Source organism: Shinella sp. Sh6, from assembly GCF_055392685.1.
Map to the genome: position 1 here is coordinate 1608443 of NZ_AP044005.1, position 20217 is coordinate 1628659.

At 65.0% G+C, this 20217-nt stretch carries 23 protein-coding genes and 1 tRNA gene; 9 read left to right on the forward strand and 15 right to left on the reverse strand.

What is annotated here, in order from left to right; genetic code table 11:
• Positions 1-22 precede the first annotated feature (22 nt).
• Entirely contained in the window at positions 23-2812 is a 2790-nt protein-coding gene (gene gyrA / locus ACZ5TO_RS07895; protein ID WP_464800124.1) for a DNA gyrase subunit A, read from the forward strand.
• A gap of 118 nt (positions 2813-2930) precedes the next feature.
• On the opposite strand, the gene ACZ5TO_RS07900 is transcribed toward gyrA, so the two are convergent.
• Together ACZ5TO_RS07900 and ACZ5TO_RS07905 are read right to left on the reverse strand one after the other, a co-directional pair.
• Positions 2931-3077 carry a hypothetical protein gene (locus ACZ5TO_RS07900; RefSeq protein ID WP_184141656.1) on the reverse strand — a complete coding sequence of 49 codons (147 nt, stop codon included), beginning with the start codon at positions 3075-3077 and terminating at the stop codon, positions 2931-2933.
• A 9-nt stretch (positions 3078-3086) separates the two neighbouring features.
• Positions 3087-3212, reverse strand: coding sequence for a hypothetical protein (locus tag ACZ5TO_RS07905; protein ID WP_281396974.1), 126 nt, complete (start codon positions 3210-3212; stop codon positions 3087-3089).
• A gap of 249 nt (positions 3213-3461) precedes the next feature.
• Here ACZ5TO_RS07905 and coaD point away from each other — a divergent pair, with 249 nt between their 5' ends.
• The 6 genes from coaD to tgt all read left to right on the forward strand — a co-directional run bounded on the left by coaD (position 3462) and on the right by tgt (position 7876).
• Complete coding sequence (coaD, locus tag ACZ5TO_RS07910) at positions 3462-3956, forward strand: pantetheine-phosphate adenylyltransferase (protein ID WP_184141654.1); 495 nt, start codon at positions 3462-3464, stop codon at positions 3954-3956.
• A 33-nt stretch (positions 3957-3989) separates the two neighbouring features.
• Positions 3990-4556, forward strand: coding sequence for a peptidylprolyl isomerase (locus ACZ5TO_RS07915; RefSeq protein ID WP_464800125.1), 567 nt, complete (start codon positions 3990-3992; stop codon positions 4554-4556).
• A gap of 80 nt (positions 4557-4636) precedes the next feature.
• Positions 4637-5152 (forward strand): peptidylprolyl isomerase, encoded by a 516-nt coding sequence (locus tag ACZ5TO_RS07920; RefSeq protein WP_184141650.1) that lies wholly within the window; start codon positions 4637-4639, stop codon positions 5150-5152.
• Between the two features lie 78 nt (positions 5153-5230).
• The gene (locus ACZ5TO_RS07925) at positions 5231-5680 is read left to right on the forward strand and encodes a DMT family transporter (RefSeq protein WP_184141648.1); all 450 of its coding nucleotides are present in this window, start codon (positions 5231-5233) and stop codon (positions 5678-5680) included.
• A 7-nt stretch (positions 5681-5687) separates the two neighbouring features.
• Positions 5688-6749: a tRNA preQ1(34) S-adenosylmethionine ribosyltransferase-isomerase QueA gene (gene queA / locus ACZ5TO_RS07930; protein ID WP_464800126.1), complete on the forward strand. Its 1062-nt coding sequence runs from the start codon at positions 5688-5690 to the stop codon at positions 6747-6749.
• The gene (gene tgt, locus ACZ5TO_RS07935; protein ID WP_464800127.1) at positions 6746-7876 is read left to right on the forward strand and encodes a tRNA guanosine(34) transglycosylase Tgt; all 1131 of its coding nucleotides are present in this window, start codon (positions 6746-6748) and stop codon (positions 7874-7876) included. Before queA ends, tgt begins: the two co-directional genes overlap by 4 nt.
• A gap of 9 nt (positions 7877-7885) precedes the next feature.
• Here the strand turns inward: tgt and ACZ5TO_RS07940 are convergent, their stop codons facing one another.
• Complete coding sequence (locus ACZ5TO_RS07940; RefSeq protein ID WP_464800128.1) at positions 7886-8299, reverse strand: DUF4864 domain-containing protein; 414 nt, start codon at positions 8297-8299, stop codon at positions 7886-7888.
• A 117-nt stretch (positions 8300-8416) separates the two neighbouring features.
• On the reverse strand, positions 8417-8944 hold the full coding sequence (locus ACZ5TO_RS07945) for a GNAT family N-acetyltransferase (RefSeq protein ID WP_184141640.1): 528 nt from the start codon (positions 8942-8944) through the stop codon (positions 8417-8419).
• 281 nt (positions 8945-9225) lie between these two features.
• Between ACZ5TO_RS07945 and ACZ5TO_RS07950 the strand changes: the two genes are divergently transcribed.
• On the forward strand, positions 9226-10170 hold the full coding sequence (locus tag ACZ5TO_RS07950; RefSeq protein WP_464800352.1) for a phosphoribosylaminoimidazolesuccinocarboxamide synthase: 945 nt from the start codon (positions 9226-9228) through the stop codon (positions 10168-10170).
• On the opposite strand, the gene ACZ5TO_RS07955 is transcribed toward ACZ5TO_RS07950, so the two are convergent.
• The 10 genes from ACZ5TO_RS07955 to ACZ5TO_RS08000 form a co-directional block, all read right to left on the reverse strand.
• Positions 10158-10985: an MBL fold metallo-hydrolase gene (locus tag ACZ5TO_RS07955; protein ID WP_464800129.1), complete on the reverse strand. Its 828-nt coding sequence runs from the start codon at positions 10983-10985 to the stop codon at positions 10158-10160. The genes ACZ5TO_RS07950 and ACZ5TO_RS07955 overlap by 13 nt on opposite strands.
• Before the next feature lie 2 nt (positions 10986-10987).
• The gene (locus ACZ5TO_RS07960; RefSeq protein ID WP_464800130.1) at positions 10988-11767 is read right to left on the reverse strand and encodes a TatD family hydrolase; all 780 of its coding nucleotides are present in this window, start codon (positions 11765-11767) and stop codon (positions 10988-10990) included.
• Positions 11768-11771: 4 nt separating this feature from the next.
• On the reverse strand, positions 11772-13322 hold the full coding sequence (gene metG / locus ACZ5TO_RS07965; protein WP_464800131.1) for a methionine--tRNA ligase: 1551 nt from the start codon (positions 13320-13322) through the stop codon (positions 11772-11774).
• Positions 13323-13400: 78 nt separating this feature from the next.
• A complete protein-coding gene (locus ACZ5TO_RS07970; protein WP_464800132.1) occupies positions 13401-14432 on the reverse strand; it encodes a DNA polymerase III subunit delta' in 1032 nt (343 codons plus the stop codon).
• Positions 14429-15112 (reverse strand): dTMP kinase, encoded by a 684-nt coding sequence (gene tmk, locus ACZ5TO_RS07975; RefSeq protein WP_464800133.1) that lies wholly within the window; start codon positions 15110-15112, stop codon positions 14429-14431. Before tmk ends, ACZ5TO_RS07970 begins: the two co-directional genes overlap by 4 nt.
• 119 nt (positions 15113-15231) lie before the next feature.
• Positions 15232-16398 (reverse strand): D-alanyl-D-alanine carboxypeptidase family protein, encoded by a 1167-nt coding sequence (locus ACZ5TO_RS07980; RefSeq protein ID WP_464800134.1) that lies wholly within the window; start codon positions 16396-16398, stop codon positions 15232-15234.
• Between the two features lie 70 nt (positions 16399-16468).
• The gene (locus ACZ5TO_RS07985; protein WP_464800135.1) at positions 16469-17479 is read right to left on the reverse strand and encodes a septal ring lytic transglycosylase RlpA family protein; all 1011 of its coding nucleotides are present in this window, start codon (positions 17477-17479) and stop codon (positions 16469-16471) included.
• Between the two features lie 219 nt (positions 17480-17698).
• A complete protein-coding gene (locus tag ACZ5TO_RS07990) occupies positions 17699-17914 on the reverse strand; it encodes a hypothetical protein (RefSeq protein ID WP_184141624.1) in 216 nt (71 codons plus the stop codon).
• 108 nt (positions 17915-18022) lie between these two features.
• Positions 18023-18412: a DUF3224 domain-containing protein gene (locus tag ACZ5TO_RS07995; protein WP_464800136.1), complete on the reverse strand. Its 390-nt coding sequence runs from the start codon at positions 18410-18412 to the stop codon at positions 18023-18025.
• Positions 18413-18495: 83 nt separating this feature from the next.
• Positions 18496-19167, reverse strand: coding sequence for a permease (locus ACZ5TO_RS08000; RefSeq protein ID WP_464800353.1), 672 nt, complete (start codon positions 19165-19167; stop codon positions 18496-18498).
• A 150-nt stretch (positions 19168-19317) separates the two neighbouring features.
• On the opposite strand from ACZ5TO_RS08000, the gene ACZ5TO_RS08005 reads away from it, so the two are divergent.
• Positions 19318-19896: a hypothetical protein gene (locus ACZ5TO_RS08005; protein WP_464800137.1), complete on the forward strand. Its 579-nt coding sequence runs from the start codon at positions 19318-19320 to the stop codon at positions 19894-19896.
• Between the two features lie 44 nt (positions 19897-19940).
• On the opposite strand, the gene ACZ5TO_RS08010 is transcribed toward ACZ5TO_RS08005, so the two are convergent.
• Positions 19941-20030: transfer RNA gene (locus ACZ5TO_RS08010), tRNA-Ser, on the reverse strand.
• Positions 20031-20217: the final 187 nt, after the last annotated feature.

The following is a 20217-nucleotide window of genomic DNA, read 5'->3' on the forward strand; positions in this document are numbered from 1 at the left end:
TGAACAACGATCGTGACCGAAATTGACAGAACAAACGACACCCGGCGGCAAGACCCCTCCCGGCATTGAGCCGATTTCCATCATCGAGGAGATGCAGCGGTCCTATCTCGATTACGCCATGAGCGTGATCGTGTCCCGCGCGCTGCCCGACGTGCGCGACGGCCTCAAGCCCGTGCACCGGCGCATCCTCTATTCGATGAACGAGATGGGCGTCGACTGGAACAAGAAATATGTGAAGTCGGCCCGCGTCACCGGTGACGTGATGGGTAAATACCATCCGCACGGCGACGCCGCCATCTACGACGCGCTCGCGCGCATGGCGCAGGACTGGTCGCTCCGCCTGCCGCTGATCGACGGCCAGGGCAATTTCGGCTCCGTCGACGGCGACCCGCCGGCAGCCCAGCGCTACACGGAATGCCGCCTGGAAAAGGCCGCCCATTCGCTGCTCGACGACCTCGACAAGGAAACGGTGAATTTCCGCGACAACTATGACGGCACGCTCTCCGAGCCGGTCGTCATCCCCGCGAAATTCCCGAACCTTCTCGTCAACGGCGCGGGCGGCATCGCCGTCGGCATGGCGACGAACATCCCGCCGCACAACCTTTCCGAAGTCATCGACGGCTGTATCGCCCTCATCGACAATCCGGCGATCGAGCTTCTCGACCTGATGCAGATCATCCCCGGCCCGGATTTCCCGACCGGCGCGCTGATCCTCGGCCGCGCCGGCATCCGCCAGGCCTACGAGACCGGCCGCGGCTCCGTCGTCATGCGCGGGCGCGCCACCATCGAGCCGATGCGCGGCGACCGCGAGCAGATCATCGTCACCGAGATCCCCTACCAGGTGAACAAGGCGACGATGATCGAGAAGATGGCCGAGCTCGTGCGCGACAAGCGCATCGAGGGCATCTCCGACCTTCGCGACGAATCCGACCGCGACGGCTACCGCGTCGTCATCGAGCTGAAGCGCGACGCGAACGCCGACGTCATCCTGAACCAGCTCTACCGCTACACGCCGCTGCAGACCTCGTTCGGCTGCAACATGGTGGCGCTCAACGGCGGCAAGCCGGAGCAGATGACGCTGCTCGACATGCTGCGCGCCTTCGTCGCCTTCCGCGAGGAAGTCGTCAGCCGCCGCACCAAGTACCTGCTGCGCAAGGCGCGCGACCGCGCCCACGTCCTGGTGGGTCTTGCCATCGCCGTCGCCAATATCGACGAGGTGATCAACCTCATCCGCCGCGCGCCCGATCCGCAGACGGCGCGCGAGCAGTTGATGGAGCGCCGCTGGCCGGCCAAGGACGTCGAGGCGCTGATCCGCCTCATCGACGACCCGCGCCACCGCATCAACGAGGACCTGACCTACAATCTTTCCGAAGAGCAGGCCCGCGCCATCCTCGAACTGCGCCTCGCCCGCCTGACGGCCCTCGGCCGCGACGAGATCGACGAGGAGCTGAACAAGATCGGCGAGGAGATCAAGGACTACCTCGACATCCTCTCCTCGCGCCTGCGCATCATGACCATCGTCAAGGACGAACTCGGGGCCATCCGCGACGAATTCGGCACGCCGCGCCGCACCGAGATCGCCGAGGGCGGCCCGGACATGGACGACGAGGACCTCATCGCCCGCGAGGACATGGTCGTCACCGTCTCGCATGCCGGCTACGTCAAGCGCGTGCCGCTCGCCACCTACCGCGCGCAGCGCCGCGGCGGCAAGGGCCGCTCCGGCATGGCCATGAAGGACGAGGATTTCGCGACCCGCCTCTTCGTCGCCAACACGCATACGCCCGTCCTCTTCTTCTCCTCGCGCGGCATCGTCTACAAGGAGAAGGTCTGGCGCCTGCCGATCGGCACGCCGCAGTCGAAGGGCAAGGCGCTCATCAACATGCTGCCGCTGGAACCTGGCGAGCGCATCACGACCATCATGCCGCTGCCCGAGGACGAGACGACGTGGGAAAACCTCGACGTCATGTTCTCGACGACCCGCGGCACGGTGCGCCGCAACAAGCTTTCCGACTTCGTCCAGGTCAACCGCAACGGCAAGATCGCGATGAAGCTCGAGGAGGATGGCGACGAGATCCTCAACGTCGAGACCTGCACGGAGCACGACGACGTGCTGCTGACCACGGCGCTCGGCCAGTGCATCCGCTTCCCGGTCGACGACGTGCGCGTCTTCGCCGGCCGCAACTCGGTCGGCGTGCGCGGCATCTCGCTGGGCGCCGGCGACCGCATCATCTCGATGACGATCGTCCACCATGCCGATGCCGAGCCGTGGGAGCGCGCCGCCTATCTGAAACGCTCCGCCGCCGAGCGCCGCGCCAGCGGCGTCGACGAGGAGGAAATCGCACTGGTCGGCGAGGAGGTCGGCGAAGTCGGCGATCTTTCCGAAGAGCGCTATCAGGAGCTGAAGGCGCGCGAGCAATTCGTGCTGACGGTTTCGCAGAAGGGTTACGGCAAACGGTCGTCCTCCTACGACTTCCGCACCTCGGGCCGCGGCGGCAAGGGCATCCGCGCCACCGACACCTCCAAGACGGGCGAGATCGGCGAACTGGTCGCCGCCTTCCCGGTCGAGGAGAAGGATCAGCTCATGCTCGTCTCCGACGGCGGCCAGCTCATCCGCGTGCCGGTCGACGGCATCCGCATCGCCAGCCGCGCTACGAAGGGCGTGACGATCTTCTCCACCGCCAAGGACGAGAAGGTGGTCTCCGTCGAGCGCATCAGCGAGCCGGAAGGCGACGACGACGCGGATACGGATGGTGAGGGCGTTGCCGAAGGTGACGTCGAGGCCGGAGATGAAGCACCGGGCAGCGAGGCATAAGCCTCGCTTCTCACAGACATGAAAAAGCCGGACGGGCAGGGAACGACCGTCCGGCTTTTCATTTGTCGCGGGCGGCCCGGAGGGAAGGCCACCCGCGTTGACGGCGGCAAGGGGCGTTCTAGACGCCGAAGCCGCCTGCTTTCGTTTTCAGCCGGATCGCCTTCAGGGCTTCGCGCTCACGCTTGATCTCGATGATCGTGCGGGCGAAATCCACCGTGAAGACGGCGCTGATGAAGAGCATGGAGAAGATGGTGAGCGCGGCCATGGTCCGTCCTCAGCGCAGCCACTTGCCGCGGCCGGCGAGCTTCGTCGCTGCCGGGCGGTCTTCTTCGCGCAACGCATGGATGGTTGCGGCGGTGAGTGCGATGAACATGGTCATGCAGAGAAGAGCGAGTGCCATTTTCGTGTTCCTTCCAGCCTAAGGAAACGCAATACTTGTTTCACTGTGTTCGGCCGGTAGAACGCACGATATCGATGTTTGTTCCCGGCCCTGATGCTGCCATCTAGACATGGGGCACCTGAAATGGTCTTGAACGGTCCATTCATGCGCAGTTCATGTTCTTCGCGGGGGACAGTTCCGGGTGCGGCAGGGCGCACCCTTGCGGAAAGGGACGGTCCGTGACACAAGGCGGCAAACGGAACCTCGCCGATGACAGTCGCCTTCTACCCTGGCTCCTTCGACCCGATCACCAACGGCCATATCGACGTGCTCGTGCAGGCGCTGAACGTCGCGCCGAAGGTCATCGTCGCCATCGGCATCCATCCCGGCAAGACGCCGATCTTCTCCTTCGAGGAGCGCGCCGGGCTCATCCGCCAGTCGATCGCCGAGGCGCTGCCGGAGCGGGCAGGGGATGTGAGCGTCGTTTCCTTCTCCAACCTCGTCGTCGATGCCGCGCGGGCGCACAAGGCGCATCTCCTCATCCGCGGCCTGCGCGACGGCACGGACCTCGACTACGAAATGCAGATGGCCGGCATGAACCGCCAGATGGCGCCCGACGTGCAGACCATCTTCCTGCCTGCAGGCGTTGCCTCGCGGCCCATTACCGCCACATTGGTCCGCCAGATCGCGGCCATGGGCGGCGATGTCAGTGCCTTCGTTCCGGCGCCCGTCTTCAAGGCGCTCCAGGCCCGGCAGAAGGGCTGAGCCCATCATCCTGAACCCCTTTAGGGAGCTATCATGAACATCCTCCGCCTCGCCTTTGCAGGAACCCTGTTCCTGGCGACCGCCACGAGCGCCGTCGTCGCCAAAGCCGCCGACTTCATCACCATCCAGCTCAAGGACGGCCCGGTCGTCATCGAGCTGAACGACAAGGCGCCCAAACACGCCGAGCGCATCAAGCAGCTCGCCGCCGCCGGCGAATACGACAACGTCGCCTTCCACCGCGTGATCGAAGGCTTCATGGCGCAGACCGGCGACGTGCAGTACGGCGACATGGAAGACGGCTACCAGCCGCAGGCGGCCGGCACGGGCGGCTCCAGCCTGCCGGACCTTCCGGCCGAGTTCTCCGACGTGCCCTTCGAGCGCGGCACGGTCGGCATGGCGCGCGCCCAGGACCCCAATTCCGCCAACTCGCAGTTCTTCATCATGTTCGCCCCCGGCGACTTCCTGAACGGCCAGTACACGGTCGTCGGCAAGGTCGTCTCCGGCATGGAGAACGTCGACAAGATCAAGCGCGGCGACGATGCGAACAACGGCGCCGTGACCGACCCCGACCGCATGATCAAGGTCACCGTCGGCAAGTAATCCCGTTTTTTGGTTGCCGCCTGTTGCAATGGCAAAGTTGGACCACACCTTTGCGGGCAGGCTTTAGAAGGAGAAAGACCATGGCCGAGATCAAGGATCCGGAAAACACGATCATCATGGAGACCACGAAGGGGAAGGTGGTCATCCAGCTTCTTCCGGACCTCGCCCCGGGGCATGTGGCGCGCATCAAGGAACTGGCGCGCGAAGGCGCCTATGACGGCGTCGTCTTCCACCGCGTCATCGAGGACTTCATGGCCCAGACCGGCGACGTGAAGTTCGGCAAGCAGGGCGGCGCCGAGTTCAACCCGGCCCGTGCCGGCATGGGCGGCTCCGACAAGCCGGACCTCAAGGCCGAATTCTCCAACATGAGCCATGTGCGCGGCACCTGCTCCATGGCCCGCAGCCAGATGCCGAACTCGGCCAACTCGCAGTTCTTCATCTGCTTCACGGATTCGCCCTGGCTCAACAAGCAGTATTCCGTCTGGGGCCAGGTCATCGAGGGCATGGAGAACATCGACAAGATCAAGCGCGGCGAGCCTGTGCGCGATCCCGACTCGATCGTCTCGATGAAGGTTGCCGCAGACGTGGCGGCCTGATAGACAAACGTTCGTTTTCGACCGCGCTCGCCACGGCGGGCGCGGTTTTTCTTTGTGCGCTTTTCAAGGACCGGCACCATGGCTGCATTCCTCTGGGCGCTGCTCGGCATTGCGGCCGGCGCGTGCATCGCAACCCAGGCTCCCATCAACACCATGCTCGGACGCGGGCTCGGCATGCCCGTGGCGGCCGCCTGCATGTCGTTCCTGTCGGGCGCCGTGCTGCTCGGGCTCGTCGTCCTGGCCACCTCGGCCTTCGAGGGCAGGGCGCCGGACTGGCGCGCGCCGGCCGCATGGCTCTATGTGGTTGGCGGGGCGCTCGGCGCCTTCTACGTCACCACCGCCATCTATCTCACGCCGCGCATCGGCGCTGCCGCCCTCATGGCGTTTGCCGTTTCCGGCCAGCTTCTCGCCGGCATCCTGCTCGACCGCATCGGCTTCCTCGGCATGGCCGTGCGCGAGGTGACGGTCGGCCGTATCGGCGGCGCGGTGATGCTCGTTGCCGGCGCGCTGATGATCCGCTTCCTCTGAGGCCGCCATGCGTGTCGACCTCTTCGATTTCGACCTGCCGGAAGAAAGCATCGCGCTGCGCCCCGTGACGCCGCGCGAGGCCGCGAAGCTGCTCGTCGTACGCGCCGATGCGGAGACGCCCTACGAGGACCGCACCGTCGGCGACCTGCCGTCACTGCTCAGGCCCGGCGATGCGCTGGTCTTCAACGACACGCGCGTCATACCCGCCCAGCTCGAAGGCATCCGCCACCGCGAAGGCGCGGGCGGCCAGAAGGTCTCCGCGACGCTGCACATGCGCATTGCCGGCGACCGCTGGAAGGCCTTCGCCAGGCCGGGAAAACGCATCAAGCGCGGTGATCGCATCGCTTTCGGCGAAGACCTGTCCGCGACCGTCGAGGAGAAGGGCGAGGGCGGCGAAGTCACCCTCCGCTTCGATGCCTCCGGCCCGGAGCTCGACCGCGCCATCGCCACCGTCGGCCATATCCCGCTACCGCCCTATATCGCTTCCAAGCGTGCCGAGGACGAGGCGGACCGGCGCGACTACCAGACGATCTATGCCCGCGAGGAGGGTGCCGTCGCCGCGCCGACCGCAGGCCTCCACTTCACCGACGCCCTCTTCGAAAAGCTCGATGCGCTCGGCGTCGAACGGCATTTCGTGACGCTGCATGTCGGCGCCGGCACCTTCCTGCCGGTCAAGGCGGATGATACGACCGACCACGTCATGCACGAGGAGATCGGCTACGTCTCCGAAGCGACGGCCGCCGCGCTCAACGCCGTGAAGGCGAGGGGCGGGCGCATCGTCTCCGTCGGCACGACGTCGCTGCGCCTTCTCGAAAGCGCCGCCGACGCGGACGGCACGATCCGGCCATGGTCGGGCGCGACGGGCATCTTCATCACGCCCGGCTACCGCTTCCGCACCGCCGATATCCTGATGACCAATTTCCACCTGCCGAAATCGACGCTCTTCATGCTCGTCTCGGCCTTTTCCGGCCTCGAGACGATGCGCGGCGCCTATGCCCATGCGGTCTCGACCGGCTACCGCTTCTATTCCTACGGCGACTCCAGCCTGCTTTTCCGGAACGACCGATGACCGACACCTTCCAGTTCAAGCTCCTCGCCACCGACGGCAAGGCCCGCCGCGGTGAGGTCTCCATGCCGCGCGGCACCATCCGCACGCCGGCCTTCATGCCCGTCGGCACGGTGGGCACCGTCAAGGCGATGTATCTCGACCAGGTGCGCGAACTCGGCGCCGACATCATCCTCGGCAACACCTACCACCTGATGCTGCGGCCCGGCCCGGAGCGCGTCGCGCGCCTCGGCGGCCTGCACGAGCTCATCCGCTGGCCTTGGCCGATCCTCACCGATTCCGGCGGCTTTCAGGTCATGTCGCTCTCGGGCCTTCGCAAGCTCGACGAGAAGGGCGTGACCTTCAAGAGCCATGTCGACGGCGCGCTGCACCACATGTCGCCGGAGCGCTCCATCGAGATCCAGGGCCTGCTCGACAGCGACATCCAGATGCAGCTCGACGAATGCGTGGCGCTGCCGGCATCCCCGAAGGAAATCGAGCGCGCCATGGAAATGTCGCTGCGCTGGGCCGAGCGCTGCAAGGCGGCCTTCGGCGACCAGCCCGGCAAGGCGATGTTCGGCATCGTGCAGGGCGGCGACATTCCGCACCTGCGCGAGCGTTCCGCCGCCGCGCTCGCCGGCCTCGACCTCAAGGGCTATGCCATCGGCGGCCTTGCCGTGGGTGAGCCGCAGGAGGTCATGCTCGACATGATTTCCACGACCCTTCCGCACCTGCCGGCCGGGAAGCCGCGCTACCTGATGGGCGTCGGCACGCCGGACGATATCCTCAAATCCGTCGCCCGCGGCATCGACATGTTCGACTGCGTGATGCCGACCCGCTCCGGCCGCCACGGCCTTGCCTTCACGCGGCGCGGCCGCATCAACCTGCGCAACGCCCGCCATGCCGAGGACATGCGCCCGCTGGACGAGGAGTCGAACTGCCCGGCCGCCCGCGACTATTCGCGCGCCTACCTGCACCACCTCATCCGCGCCAACGAGTCGCTCGGCGGCATGCTGCTGACCTGGAACAACCTTGCCTACTATCAGGACCTGATGGCCGGTATCCGCAAGGCGATCGAGGAGGGGCGCTTCGCCGATTTCATGGCGGAAACGCAGGAAAACTGGGCGAGGGGCGATCTCGCCCCTCTCTGAAACCAAAAGTCAGATCTCCGGCCCCGGCGCGGCGCGCACGATGTGCACGCCGTTGATCTTGTAGCTGCCGTCCGGCAGCTTCACGAGCTGGTAGAGCGCCGTCCAGTCCTTGCCGTCCGGCCCGGAGATCAGCACCTCCTGCACCACCGTGTCGCCGATGACCCGCGACCGGCCGAAGGCGAAATTGCCCGGCCGGTAGACCGGCGCATAGCCCTTCCTGACCATGTCGAAGAAGGCGCCCTCCGTCGGGAATTTGCCGCGGATGGCGGGCGAGGCGAAGGAATAGGCCGCCTTGGCATCGTCATGCAGGAAGGCGGCGATCTGGCCCTGGATGACGGCCTGCGCGGCGTCGACCGGCTCCCCGGCCCATGTGGCAACCGGGAGGACAAGCAGAAAAAGGGAAACGGCGGCAGGCAACCTCATGGCGCACCTCCTTTTCGAAGGTGCCATGATAGCACAGGATTCCCTTGGAATTCTCTTCCTTGTAATATCTTTATAAAACAGAGAGTTGCCGTTTATACTTAAACCATATAGTGATGGTCACGACGCATTCCTGCGAAGCAGGACGACCTCCGAGCCCTGATAGGGCGAGCGGGCGAATTCCCGGAAGCCGTGCCGCTCGGCAAGGCCGATGGACGCGGCGTTGCGCGGATCGATGATGCAGGTGATCGGCATGTCGGGGCGGTTCGCGCCGATCCACGCCCACATGGCGTTCAACGCTTCGGTGGCATAGCCCTTGCCCTGGAATTCGGGAAGCAGGCCCCAGCCGGTTTCCAGCGTGCCTTCAAGGCTTGGTGTGAGTGCACGGCGCATTTCGTGGAAGCCGGCTTCGCCGATGACGCGGCCGGTCGCTTTCTCCGTGATCACCCAGAAGCCGAAGCCCATGACGCTCCACATGCCGATCTGCCGCAAGAGGCGCGTCCACGACTGTTCGCGCGTCATCGGCACGCCGCCGATATAGCGCACGATCTCGGGCATGGCCCACATTTCGGTGATGGCGTCGAGGTCGTCGGAACGAAAGCCGCGCAGGACGAGGCGGTCAGTTTCAAGCACGGGAACTGTCGGCATGGGTTTCTTGGCAGGGAGGTTGGATGAACGTCAGCGGGACGCTAACACGGAAAGATCGAATACGTCGACACCGTGCCTGTTGTACGAGCGGAATACGGCGGGAGGGAGGCTCGGCCGGCGGCGCATACAAAGATCACATAAGATAGATTATGGAACCAATCTATCTGGCCATGAGCCCCAAAGGTGCTGGAAATCCGGTTTGCGCCTTGACCGTTGGCCGCCTGCAGTTCTAAGCGGAACGCAGACGGAACCAACAGCGAAAGCCCGCACCGATGAGCGATCTGCGCATTCTCTCCGACGCCTTCATCCCGGAACTGCCGAACCGCTACAACGGCAAGGTCCGCGAGAACTACGATCTTCCGGACGGCAGCCGCATCATCATCGCGACGGACCGGCTGAGCGCCTTCGACGTCATCCTGACCGCCATTCCCTTCAAGGGCCAGGTCCTGACGCAGACGGCGCGCTATTGGTTCGAGGAGACCGCCGACATCTGCCCGAACCACGTCCTTTCCTATCCGGACCCGAATGTCGTCATCGGCACGCGGCTCGATATCCTGCCGGTCGAGATCGTCGTGCGCGGCTATCTCGCCGGCACCACCAGCACCTCCGTCCTGACGAAGTACCGCAAGGGCGAGCGCCAGATGTACGGCATCACGCTGCCGGACGGAATGAAGGACAACGAGAAGCTGCCCGAGCCGATCATCACGCCCACCAGCAAGGCCTTCGACGGCGGCCATGACGAACCGCTCTCCGGCGACGAGATCCTTGCCCAGGGCCTGCTGACGGCCGAGCAATGGGAAACCGTGTCGCGCTATGCGCTGGCGCTTTTTGCCCGCGGACAGGCGCGTGCCGCCGAACGCGGGCTCATCCTCGTCGACACCAAATACGAATTCGGCACGGACAAGGACGGCCGCATCGTACTCGCCGACGAGATCCATACGCCGGATTCGAGCCGCTACTGGATCGCCGACAGCTATGCCGAGAGCTTCGCCAAGGGCGGCCGCCCGGCGAGCTTCGACAAGGATTTCGTGCGCGCCTGGGTCACCGAGCGCTGCGACCCCTACAAGGACCCGATCCCGGAAATTCCGCGCGAGCTCATCGAGCAGACCTCGAAGGTTTACATCCAAGCCTTTGAACAGATTACCGGAAAGACCTTCGTTCCCGACCTTTCCGGCGATACGGTCCTCGATCGGATCCGCAAGAACCTCAAGCCCTATTTCGCCTGATCGTCGCCAAGCGCGACCTCGAGGCTGAGGCCATCATACGCCGGTTCCACATGGGCCGGCGTTTCCTTTTGCACGGTCTCGTAGTCGAGCGGCACATGCATGTGCGTGAGGATCGCCCGCGCCGGCTTCAGCCGCTCGATCCATTCCAGCGCCTGGGAAAGCGACAGGTGGCTCGAATGGTAGCGGTATTGCAGCGCGTCGATCACCAGCATGTCGAGGCCGGCAAGGCGCGGCAGGGTCTCGTCCGGAAAATCGCTGATGTCGCTGCAATAGGCGACGTCGCCGATGCGGAAGCCCAGCGAATGGATCGAGCCGTGCACTTGGAGAAGGGGTTGGAAGGTGATGGTGCCCCCTGCCCCTTCGACGGTCACCGGCCGGTCCATCGGCTCGATCAGGTTTTCCGTGACGATCGGCGGATACATGCTGCCCGGCGGCGTCTTCAGGCAATAGCCGAAGCCCTCGCGGATGCGCTCCATCGTGAAGGCATCCGCCCAGATCGGCACCTGCTTGTGGTTCTGCAGCACGAAGCCGCGGATATCGTCGATCCCGTGGATGTGGTCGGCATGGGCGTGGGTATAGAGCACCGCGTCGATGCCGGCGACACCGGCGGCGATCATCTGCGTGCGGAAATCGGGGCCCGTGTCGATCACCACCGTCGTCGTGCCGTCCGGGCCGAACTGCTCGACGAGGAAGGCGGCGCGGGTGCGGCGGTTCTTCGGGTTGGCGGGATCGCAGGCGCCCCAGTCGCCGGTGATGCGCGGCACGCCGGGCGAGGAGCCGCAGCCGAGAATGGTGAAGCGCCGCGTATAGGCCACGGCTACACCCGCGGCATCTTGGAGAAGATGCGGAAAGCGTTCTCGGTGGTGATGCGGGCGATCTCTTCCGCGCTGACGCCGACCGTCTCGGCCAGAACCGCCGCCGTATGCGCCACATAGGCCGGCTCGTTGCGCTTGCCGCGGAACGGCTTGGGGGCGAGATAGGGCGCGTCCGTTTCCACCAGCATGCGTTCCAGCGGTACGGTTTTTGCGATCTCGCGCAGCTCTTCGGACTTCGGGAAGGTCAGGATGCCGGAGAAGGAGACATAGCCGCCGAGTTCGACGCCGATCCGGGCAAGCTCCGGGCCGGAGGAGAAGCAATGCAGCAGGAAGGGAAAGGCCCCCTTCCCCGTCTCCTCGGTCAGGATCGCCGCCATGTCCTCGTCCGCCGAGCGGCTATGGATGACGAGCGGCAGCCCGGTTTCCCGCGCCGCGGCGATGTGGTTGCGAAGGCCGATGGCCTGCGCCTCGCGCGGGGCGTTGTCGTAGAAATAATCGAGGCCCGCCTCGCCGATGGCGACGACGCGCGGATGCCGCGCCAGCTCGATGAGCTCGGAGACCGGGATATCCAGCTCCTCGTCGGCATTGTGCGGATGCGTGCCGACCGAACAGAAGACGGTCGGGTATTTTTCCGCGATGGCCAGGATCTCGGGGAACTTGCGCACCCGCGTCGAGATGGTGATCATCTGCTTCACCCCGGCCGCATGCGCGCGCGCGACGATATCGTCGCGCTCCGCCGCGAAATCGGGAAAATCCAGATGGCAATGGGTGTCGATCAGCATGGCATCACGCTTCGGGGGCGACGTAGCGCGGGAAGACCGGCGTCGGCGCTTCCAGCGGCGTGCCGCTGACGAGGCGGCCCGCCTCGCCCAGCGCCGAGAAGTCGCGCTTTTCGACGGGTGCGGCGACGAGGTCGAGCAGCTTGCGGCCGGATTTCGGCATGAAGGGCTGGAGGAGGATCGCGATCTGGCGCACGACTTCCGCCGTCACATAGAGCACGGTGCCCATGCGGACGGGATCGGTCTTCTTCAGCGCCCAGGGCGCCTCGCCGGCGAAATAGCGGTCGGCCTCCGAGACGACGGCGATGATCGCCGCCAGCGCCTTGTGGATCTGCTGCTTGCCCATCTCCTCGCGGGTGATGGCGTGCAGCGCGTCGACGGAGGCGAGCATGGCGCGGTCGGCATCCGTCAGCTCGCCGCAGTCCGGCACCTTGCCGTCGCAGTTCTTGACGATCATCGACAGCGAGCGGCTGGCAAGGTTGCCGATGCCGTTGGCAAGGTCGGAGTTGATGCGCGTGGCGATCCCCTCCTCGCTGTAGCTGCCGTCCTGGCCGAAGGAGACCTCGCGCAGGAAGAAGTAGCGGATCGGGTCGAGGCCGAAATGATTGACGAGGTTGACCGGGTCGACCACGTTGCCGAGCGACTTCGACATCTTCTCGCCCTTGTTGAGCAGGAAGCCGTGGGCGAAGACGCGTTCCGGCAGCGGAAGGCCCGCCGACATCAGGAAGGCCGGCCAGTAGACGGCGTGGAAGCGGATGATGTCCTTGCCGATGATATGGATGTTCGCCGGCCAGTATTTTGCGCGCGGGCCCTCCGGATCGGTGAGGTAGCCGGTCGCGGTAATGTAGTTGGTGAGCGCATCGACCCAGACATACATGACGTGCGCGGGGTCGCCCGGAACCGGAATGCCCCAGTCGAAGGTCGTGCGCGAGACCGAAAGGTCCTTGAGGCCCGACTTGACGAAGGAGATCACCTCGTTGCGGCGTTCGGCCGGGCCGATGAAGTCCGGGTTCTCCTCGTAGTGCTTCAGCAGCTTTTCCTGGTAGGCGGAAAGGCGGAAGAAGTAGCTCTCCTCCTCCACCCATTCGACGGGCGTGCCCTGCGGGCCGTAGCGCACGCCGTCGTCGCGCTTTTCCGTCTCGCCTTCCTGGTAATAGGCCTCGTCGCGCACCGAGTACCAGCCGGCATAGCTGTCCTTGTAGATGTCGCCATTGGCGGCCATGCGACGCCAGATCTCGGCGCAGGCCTCGTAGTGGCGCTCCTCGGTGGTGCGTATGAAATCATCGTTCGATGCATTAAGAAGAACGGCCATCTGCTTGAATTCGGCCGAATTCCTGTCTGCGAGTTCGCGCGGGGAAATGCCTTCCTTCTTCGCGGTCTGCTGCATCTTCTGGCCGTGCTCGTCCGTGCCGGTCAGGAAGAACACGTCGCGCCCGTCGAGCCGCTGGTAGCGTGCCATGGCATCCGTTGCGATCAGTTCGTAGGCATGGCCGATGTGCGGCTTGCCGTTCGGATAGGAAATGGCGGTCGTGATGTAGAAGCGGGACGTGTCGGTCATCGGGGTGCGTTCTGTCTTCGGTTGTGCAATGCCGCAAGGTATTAGACCATGCGGGCGGCAAGGGAAACAGCAAGTTGACTAAAGCGCAGCGCGGATATCGTCGAGGACGCTGATGATCGTCTGCTTGCGGTCGAGGTTGTAGCCCTGGGCGATGGCGATGCGCTCGCCGAGCTGAAAGGAGAGGTGCGCCAGACGGTCGGCGCGGGCGATGTCGCCGGCAAGGGCGGCGGCACGGGCCGCGTCCGTCACGAAATCGCCGGCGTGCTGGCAGAAGAAGGAGAAGACCGTGTCGCTGTCGCGCGCCGAAAGCACGTCGGCAAGCTTGTGCACATCGCGGCGCGGCGGCTCGGCCGACGCGGAGACGATGGCGCGGAAGGCCTCCACGATATCGAAGCCGCCGTAATTCACCAGCTTCAGCGCCTCGGAGACGCTGCCGTGGGCGGCCGAAAGCACCTCCCCTGCCCGTGTGCCGGACGGTGCGGCGCCGAGGCTCTCCAGCGCGGCGGCAAGGTCCGTCTCCAATAGCGGCGAGAGCGGCAGCGGCAGGCAGCGCGAGCGGATGGTCGGCAGCAGTTTTCCCGGCGCATGGGTCAGGACGAGGAAGAGCGAGCGCTTCGGCGGCTCCTCGAGAATCTTCAGGATGGCGTTGGCGGCGTTGCGGTTGAGGTCGTCCGCCGGGTCGATGATGACGATGCGCCAGTTGCCCGTGCCGGAAGTCTGCGAGAGGAACTTTCCGGCCTTGCGCACCTCGTCCACGGTGATCGCCGATTTCGCCTTGCCGGTCTTCTCGTCGAAGGGCCGCGTCAGGTGCAGAAGGCTGTGCGAGGCGCCGGAGGCAAGCTGGCGGGTGATGGACGAAGCCGGCGACGGATCGGCGATCGTCCCGGGCGCCTCCGCCGGCTCGGGATGGTGCAGCACGTGATTGGCGAAGCGGAAGGCGAGCGTCGCCTTGCCGATGCCCTCCGGCCCCTCGATGAGGATGGCATGATGCCCCTTGCCGGAGCGGTAGGAGCGCGCCAGGAAATCCTCGGCGGCGCCGTGGCCGAAGAGCCGTGTCTGCTCGGCGGGATGGACCGCGCCGTCGAGGATGCCGGGACGCTCCTCGCTCACGAGATATGCTCCGCATCCGAACGGCCATGCGTCTTGATCGGCAGCAGCGGCTCGACGATGGCAAGCACCTCGGCGGCGATGGCCTCCTGCGTCTTCGTCGCATCGACGACGCGGCAGCGCAGCGGCTCGCGCTCGGCAATGTCGAGGAAGGCTTCGCGGCGCTTTTCGTGCGTCTGCAGCTCTTCCTTCTCGAAACGGTCCGGCTGCTCCTCAGGCCCCGCGCTGCGCTTGCGGGCGCGCTCGAGCCCGACGGCGGCCGGCAGGTCGAAGATGATCGTGCAGTCCGGCACGACGCCGTTGACCGCCACGCGCTCCAGCGCCTCGATGAAGGACTGCTCCAGATTGCCGGTGATGCCCTGGTAGACGCGGGAGGAATCCATGAAGCGGTCGCAGAGCACCACGGTGCCTTTGGAAAGCGCGGGGCGGATCACCTGCTCGACATGGTCGCTGCGCGCGGCGGCAAAGAGGATCGCTTCCATGCGGATGCCGTAGGCCTCCGCCGCGCCCGAAAGCAGCACATGGCGCACGGCTTCGGCGCCCTTCGAGCCGCCGGGCTCGCGCGTCATCAGCACGGTCAGGCCGCGTTCGCGCAGCGCCGCTGCCAGAAGCCGGATCTGCGTCGACTTCCCGGCGCCCTCGCCGCCTTCGAACGTGACAAACAAACCGGGTGCGGCCGACAAATCCTGCTTCCGTTTCCGTGGCCGCCGCGGCGGCGATACCCGGCGGGGCCGGGACGAGTCGGACCACTACTAACCCATGTTTCCGGCCGGCGAAACGCTTTTCGGCCGGCTCATCCCTTTCAAATCCAGAAGAAGAACAGCTCGATCAGCGCATCGAGGGCACGCGAGCGCAATGTGCCGACGCCGACGGTCCCGGCCGTCTTCACCGGCACCTCGCGCAGGACCTGCTTGTCGTTCGATATCCTCAGCGTGCCGATCGTCTGGTCGGGCGTTACCGGCGCGCGCACCGGCCAGGTATAGACGACGCGGGCGGTGAGGCGCGGTGCGTTGTCCTTCGGCAGGAAGACATCGACCTTGTCGCCGGCCACCAGCGGCACACGGGAGGCGTCGCCCCCATAGACGCTCGCATCGGCGATTGTCTCGCCCTCCTTGAAGAGCGTGCGCCGCTCGAAGGAGGAGAGCGCCCATTCGATGATGCGCCGTGTCTCCTCGATGCGCACCTTGTCGCTCTCCATGCCGCCCATGGCGAGCAGCAGGTGCTTGCCGTCGCGCTCCACCGCCGCGACGATGGAGTAACCGCCCTCCTCCGAAAAGCCGGTAACGAAGCCTACTACGCCGAGGTTCAGCGCCAGCAGCGGATTGCGGTTGCGCTGCTTGATCTTGTTCCACTCGAATTCCGGTTCGAGATAATAGCCCATCCGGTCCGGATAGGCCGTCTCGACATGGCGGGCGAGTTTCACCATCTCGCGCATCGTCACGACATTGCCGGGATCGGGCAGGCCGGTGGCGTTGACGAAGGTGGATTTCTCCAGCCCGAGCGCCCTCGCCTCTTCCGTCATGCGGGCCGCGAAGGCGGTCTCCGAGCCGGCAATGCCTTCTGCGAGGACGATGCAGGCATCGTTGGCATATTGCACCGTGACGCCGCGGATCAGGTCCTCGACGCGCGGGCTGGATTTCAGCGCAGCGAACATGGTGGCGGTGCGCGAGGGCGCGCCGCCGTTGCGCCAGGCATGCTCGCTGACGGGATATGACGTGTCGAGCGTGATCGTGCCGTCCTTGAGCGCCTTGAAGACCGTCGCCACGGTCATCAGCTTGGCGAGCGAGGCAGCGGGCACCACCTCGTCCTCGGCGCGGGCGAAGAGCACCGTGCCCGTCTCCGCTTCGATCATGTAGACCTGCTTCGCCTTCACGTCGAAGCCCGCCGGCTGGGGGCTTGCCGACTGGGCGTGCGCGAGGGTCAGGAGGGAGAGGAAAGCGACAAGGAAGGCGAAGAGGTGACGATGCATGGCGACTCCGGCTGCGCCACACTCCCACAGCGGCGGGCGTTGCGCAAACGGCTTTGCGGGGCGCGGGCCGTCAGCCCGCGTTCGCGGCAAGTTCGGAAAGCGGCGTCAGCGTGCCGTCGATGGTCAGGATGGCGTCGAAGGCGCCGGCGGCATCGCGCACGCGCTCGTCCGCATAGGCGGCCGCGTAGCTTTCGGAGGGAAGCTGCGGGATGAAATTCGGCCGTTCCAGCGGCAGCGGGCCGATCTCCGGAAGCAGCACGAACTGCTCTTCCATCGCCTGGAAGGCTTCGCTTGCCGGAGCGGTCTTGGCGAGCGCCGTCATCGCGCTCTCCTCGGGCACGCGCAGCACGTTCTCCTCCTGCGCCGGCATGACGCTGTGATCGGCGGAGGCGACCATCACGCCGGTCGCGATCTGCCCGCCCGGATCGACCGCCGGGATACGCGAGCCCTTCGGAATGTAGGAGGCCATCAGGTAAGGCATGTCGTTGCCTTCGAGCGGCGCCTTGCCGACATACTGCACGCGCACCTTGGCCGTGCCGGTGCGCTTCATGTCGAGGAGGTCGGCCGTCTTGGAGGAAACGTCGATCAGCCGGTTCTCGTGGAACGGGCCGCGGTCATTGACGCGCACGATGACGGAAGTGCCGCTTTCAAGGTTGGTGACGCGCGCATAACTCGGCAGCGGGAAGGTCGGATGCGCGGCGGAAAGATGGTAGAGGTCGTAGACCTCGCCGTTCGCCGTGCGGCGTCCGTGGAAGGCGGAACCGTACCAGGAGGCAAGACCGGTCTTGTTGTAGCCGGGCTCTTCCTTCGGCTGATACCACTTGCCGCGCACCTGGTAGGCCTTGCCCACCTGGTAGCGCCCGCCGCCCTTCGGCACGGCCTGGCCGTCCTCGACGACACGGGGGCTCGCCTTCACGCCATATTCGGATTCGGAGAAGAACTCCTTGCTGCGGGCTTTCTTCTTGGGAGCATGGCCCGTCGTCGCGCAGGCCGCAAGGCCCGCGCAGACCAGTGGAATGACCAACAACCGGAGGCCTGTGCCGAACCGGGCCGCATTCTTGTCGAAGTTCTTGTATCCCACGCCGCTATTGTCCCCGACGGTGCCAGCCAACTGCCTTGCCCCTGCAAGCCGGCCGTCAATGCCACTCAGTAAATAACAGTACGTTAATCATGCCAATAACGTGGCAAAATTGCGAATGAATGGAAAGCCTGACGCCAGGATCGTTGGTTTATGGTTTCCGCAAGGTTAATGCGCCCGGGGCGCTGCACGGCGCGCCGGGCGTTTCGTCGGATCGCGATGCTACGATGTCGGCGCCTGCATGGCACCAAAGAGCTGGTCGGGGTCGCGCACCCCGTGACGATAGAGCGTGATGATCGACCGCGCCAGCGAGCGGGCATCGGCCTCGTTCAGGCCGAAGGTATGGGTCGATGACAATCGTGCGAATACGCCTTGCAGGATATCGAGATCCTGCGGCTCGAACATGCCGATATGCGTGGGGTCTTTAAGCACGTCCATTACGGCCTCCCCTGGTTCGCATCCAGCCGGCGATATTGCTTCCGGGTGCAGGCGCGATCGTAGGAGCACAATGCGTCAGCAACAAGTCGGGAAATATTGTAGTGCCGGCTAGGCAGGAAGCCCGTAATGGAAGCGATAATCGTGCCGCCCGGGCGAAACGATGATCTCCATCGTCCCCGTCAGGCCCGACAGGCCGTCCGTGCCGGAATCGGGCACGACGACCACCGCAAGCGATGGCGCGCCCCGGTCCATCAGGCCATTATGCTGGAGCGTGAAGGACCCGTGCCTGCCGGCCAGCGTGCCCGTCACCCGTTCCATCGCGACATATCCGGCCGAGCCTTCGACAGGCGTGCGGAACGCGAGCATCTGTCCGACACTGGTGCCCTGCAGGTCGCCGTGAAAGGTCTTGTCTATCGACAGGGTGCCGATGGGGCCGTCCCCGCTCTCGACGGGCGTCAGCCTTACCTCGAACGTTCCCGTTGCTTCGCTCTTGCTCATGGCGTCAGAACCTCCCCGGCTCGCTGCATCTCCGGCGCGACCGGCCACGCGAGACCCCGATTAACAACGACGGCGCGCCGTGGCTACACCGACCAATGCGCCAATTCCCAACCGACCGCAATGGCGACCAGCAGCACGACCAGAAGCGCAGCGAGGAATGCTTTGGCAAACAACAGCATCGCTCTTGCTGCCGTCACCTGAAGGTCAATGCGAAACCATCGAACCTCTATCGCCGCATACCAGACAATTGCGAAGAGCAGCACCGCGAGGCCGGCCAGCACCTCGCCCCGACCGGGAATGAGCATGAGGTCGAACGCCAAGCCCACCATCAGGGCAAATGGCGCGGCCACGTAGCACTGACTGAAGAACGGCGGCCGCAACGAATTTCGTGTCAGCTTTATCGCACGGTGACGCAACAGCGAGACGGCCATCATGAGAGGAAAGACGCTGAAGACGACACCGCGCCCGATCAGCAGGTTAGGCGTCGAGGTCAGCGCAACGGGCGTTTTCGATGGATCGTAGATCGAGGGGAACATGGCCGAGATGCCCTGCGCGATCAGCAGCGTGATGAGGAGGAAAAGCGGAGGGCTCAGCGTGTCGTCATACTGGTCTTCCAGCCTGTCGGACAATTCCATGTCCGCATACCGCATCATTTCCAGCGGGCGGGATATGGAGCGCCACATCGTTATGGGATAGAAGATCAACCAGGAAACAAGCTCGTACAGGAGCTCTTCGAGAGACTTCAACAGTTTCATAAAGTCCAAGAAGAAACTCCTTCCCGAATGATCCGTCGAACTTGACTATGCACCGATATCGGGCGAGTGGTCGAAACTGAATAGTTGCCACCGATGCAGCCTGGCGCTTGAATATCCGAACCCGATGAATCCGATCAAGGAGATGTTGAAATGATCAAGCGCTGCGCACTGGCGGCCGCCATGGTGACGTCCGTCTGGGTCTGCGGTGCGGAGGCGAAGGTTCCGTTCTTCAACGCCTCCTGCCCCGGCAGGGTGGACGTTCATGCCGACGCCGGCGGCCCCGTCTTCGTCAACGGCAGGCAGGCCCGGCTGAAGACCTTCAACCGCAACTATTACGAGGCGCGCATCGGCAAGCTGACGATCTCCATCAGCGTCAATCCGGATGGCAACCCCAATATCTCCTATACGGGACCGGGCGGCGCCAACGGGGTCTGCCGGGTGAAGGGCGGCCGCGCCGCGGAAATGCAGGATAACGGCTCCGACGACGGCTACGATGAGCCCCAGCCGCGGCGACGCTCCAGCGGTGTTGCCCTCGGCATGATGCCCGCCTTCTGCCGGGGCGAGGCCTCCGCCCGGTTCGGCGTTCGCCCGAACCGCATCACCACGAACATGGCGTTCCGAAGCGGCAAGGGTTATGTCGTGCAGGGCAACTATCCGGACGGAAACGGCCGGACATCCTTCTTCAATTGCTGGTTCGACAGGGACGGCAACTTCGCCTCGGTCAACTAGGCTTCATCGTGGCCTGCCGGCCATGCCCGCAATCGACCGGGATATGGCGGAAGAGGTGGGATTCGAACCCACGGTAGACTCTCGCCTACGCCGGTTTTCAAGACCGGTGCCTTAAACCGCTCGGCCACTCTTCCTGGAGACGGGATGTCGGCCGGCGCGGGCCGTCGATGCATCCTTCGGGCAATGCGGCTTTTACCAGCTTTGCCCGCGCCGTCAACGCAGGGCGTCGCCAATCTCTTCGGCAAGGGCCTTGTTTCGAACACAATGGCCTCCTATATACCCCTCATCAGCCTTGCTGATGAGCGCTGGAACCTTTCTGCC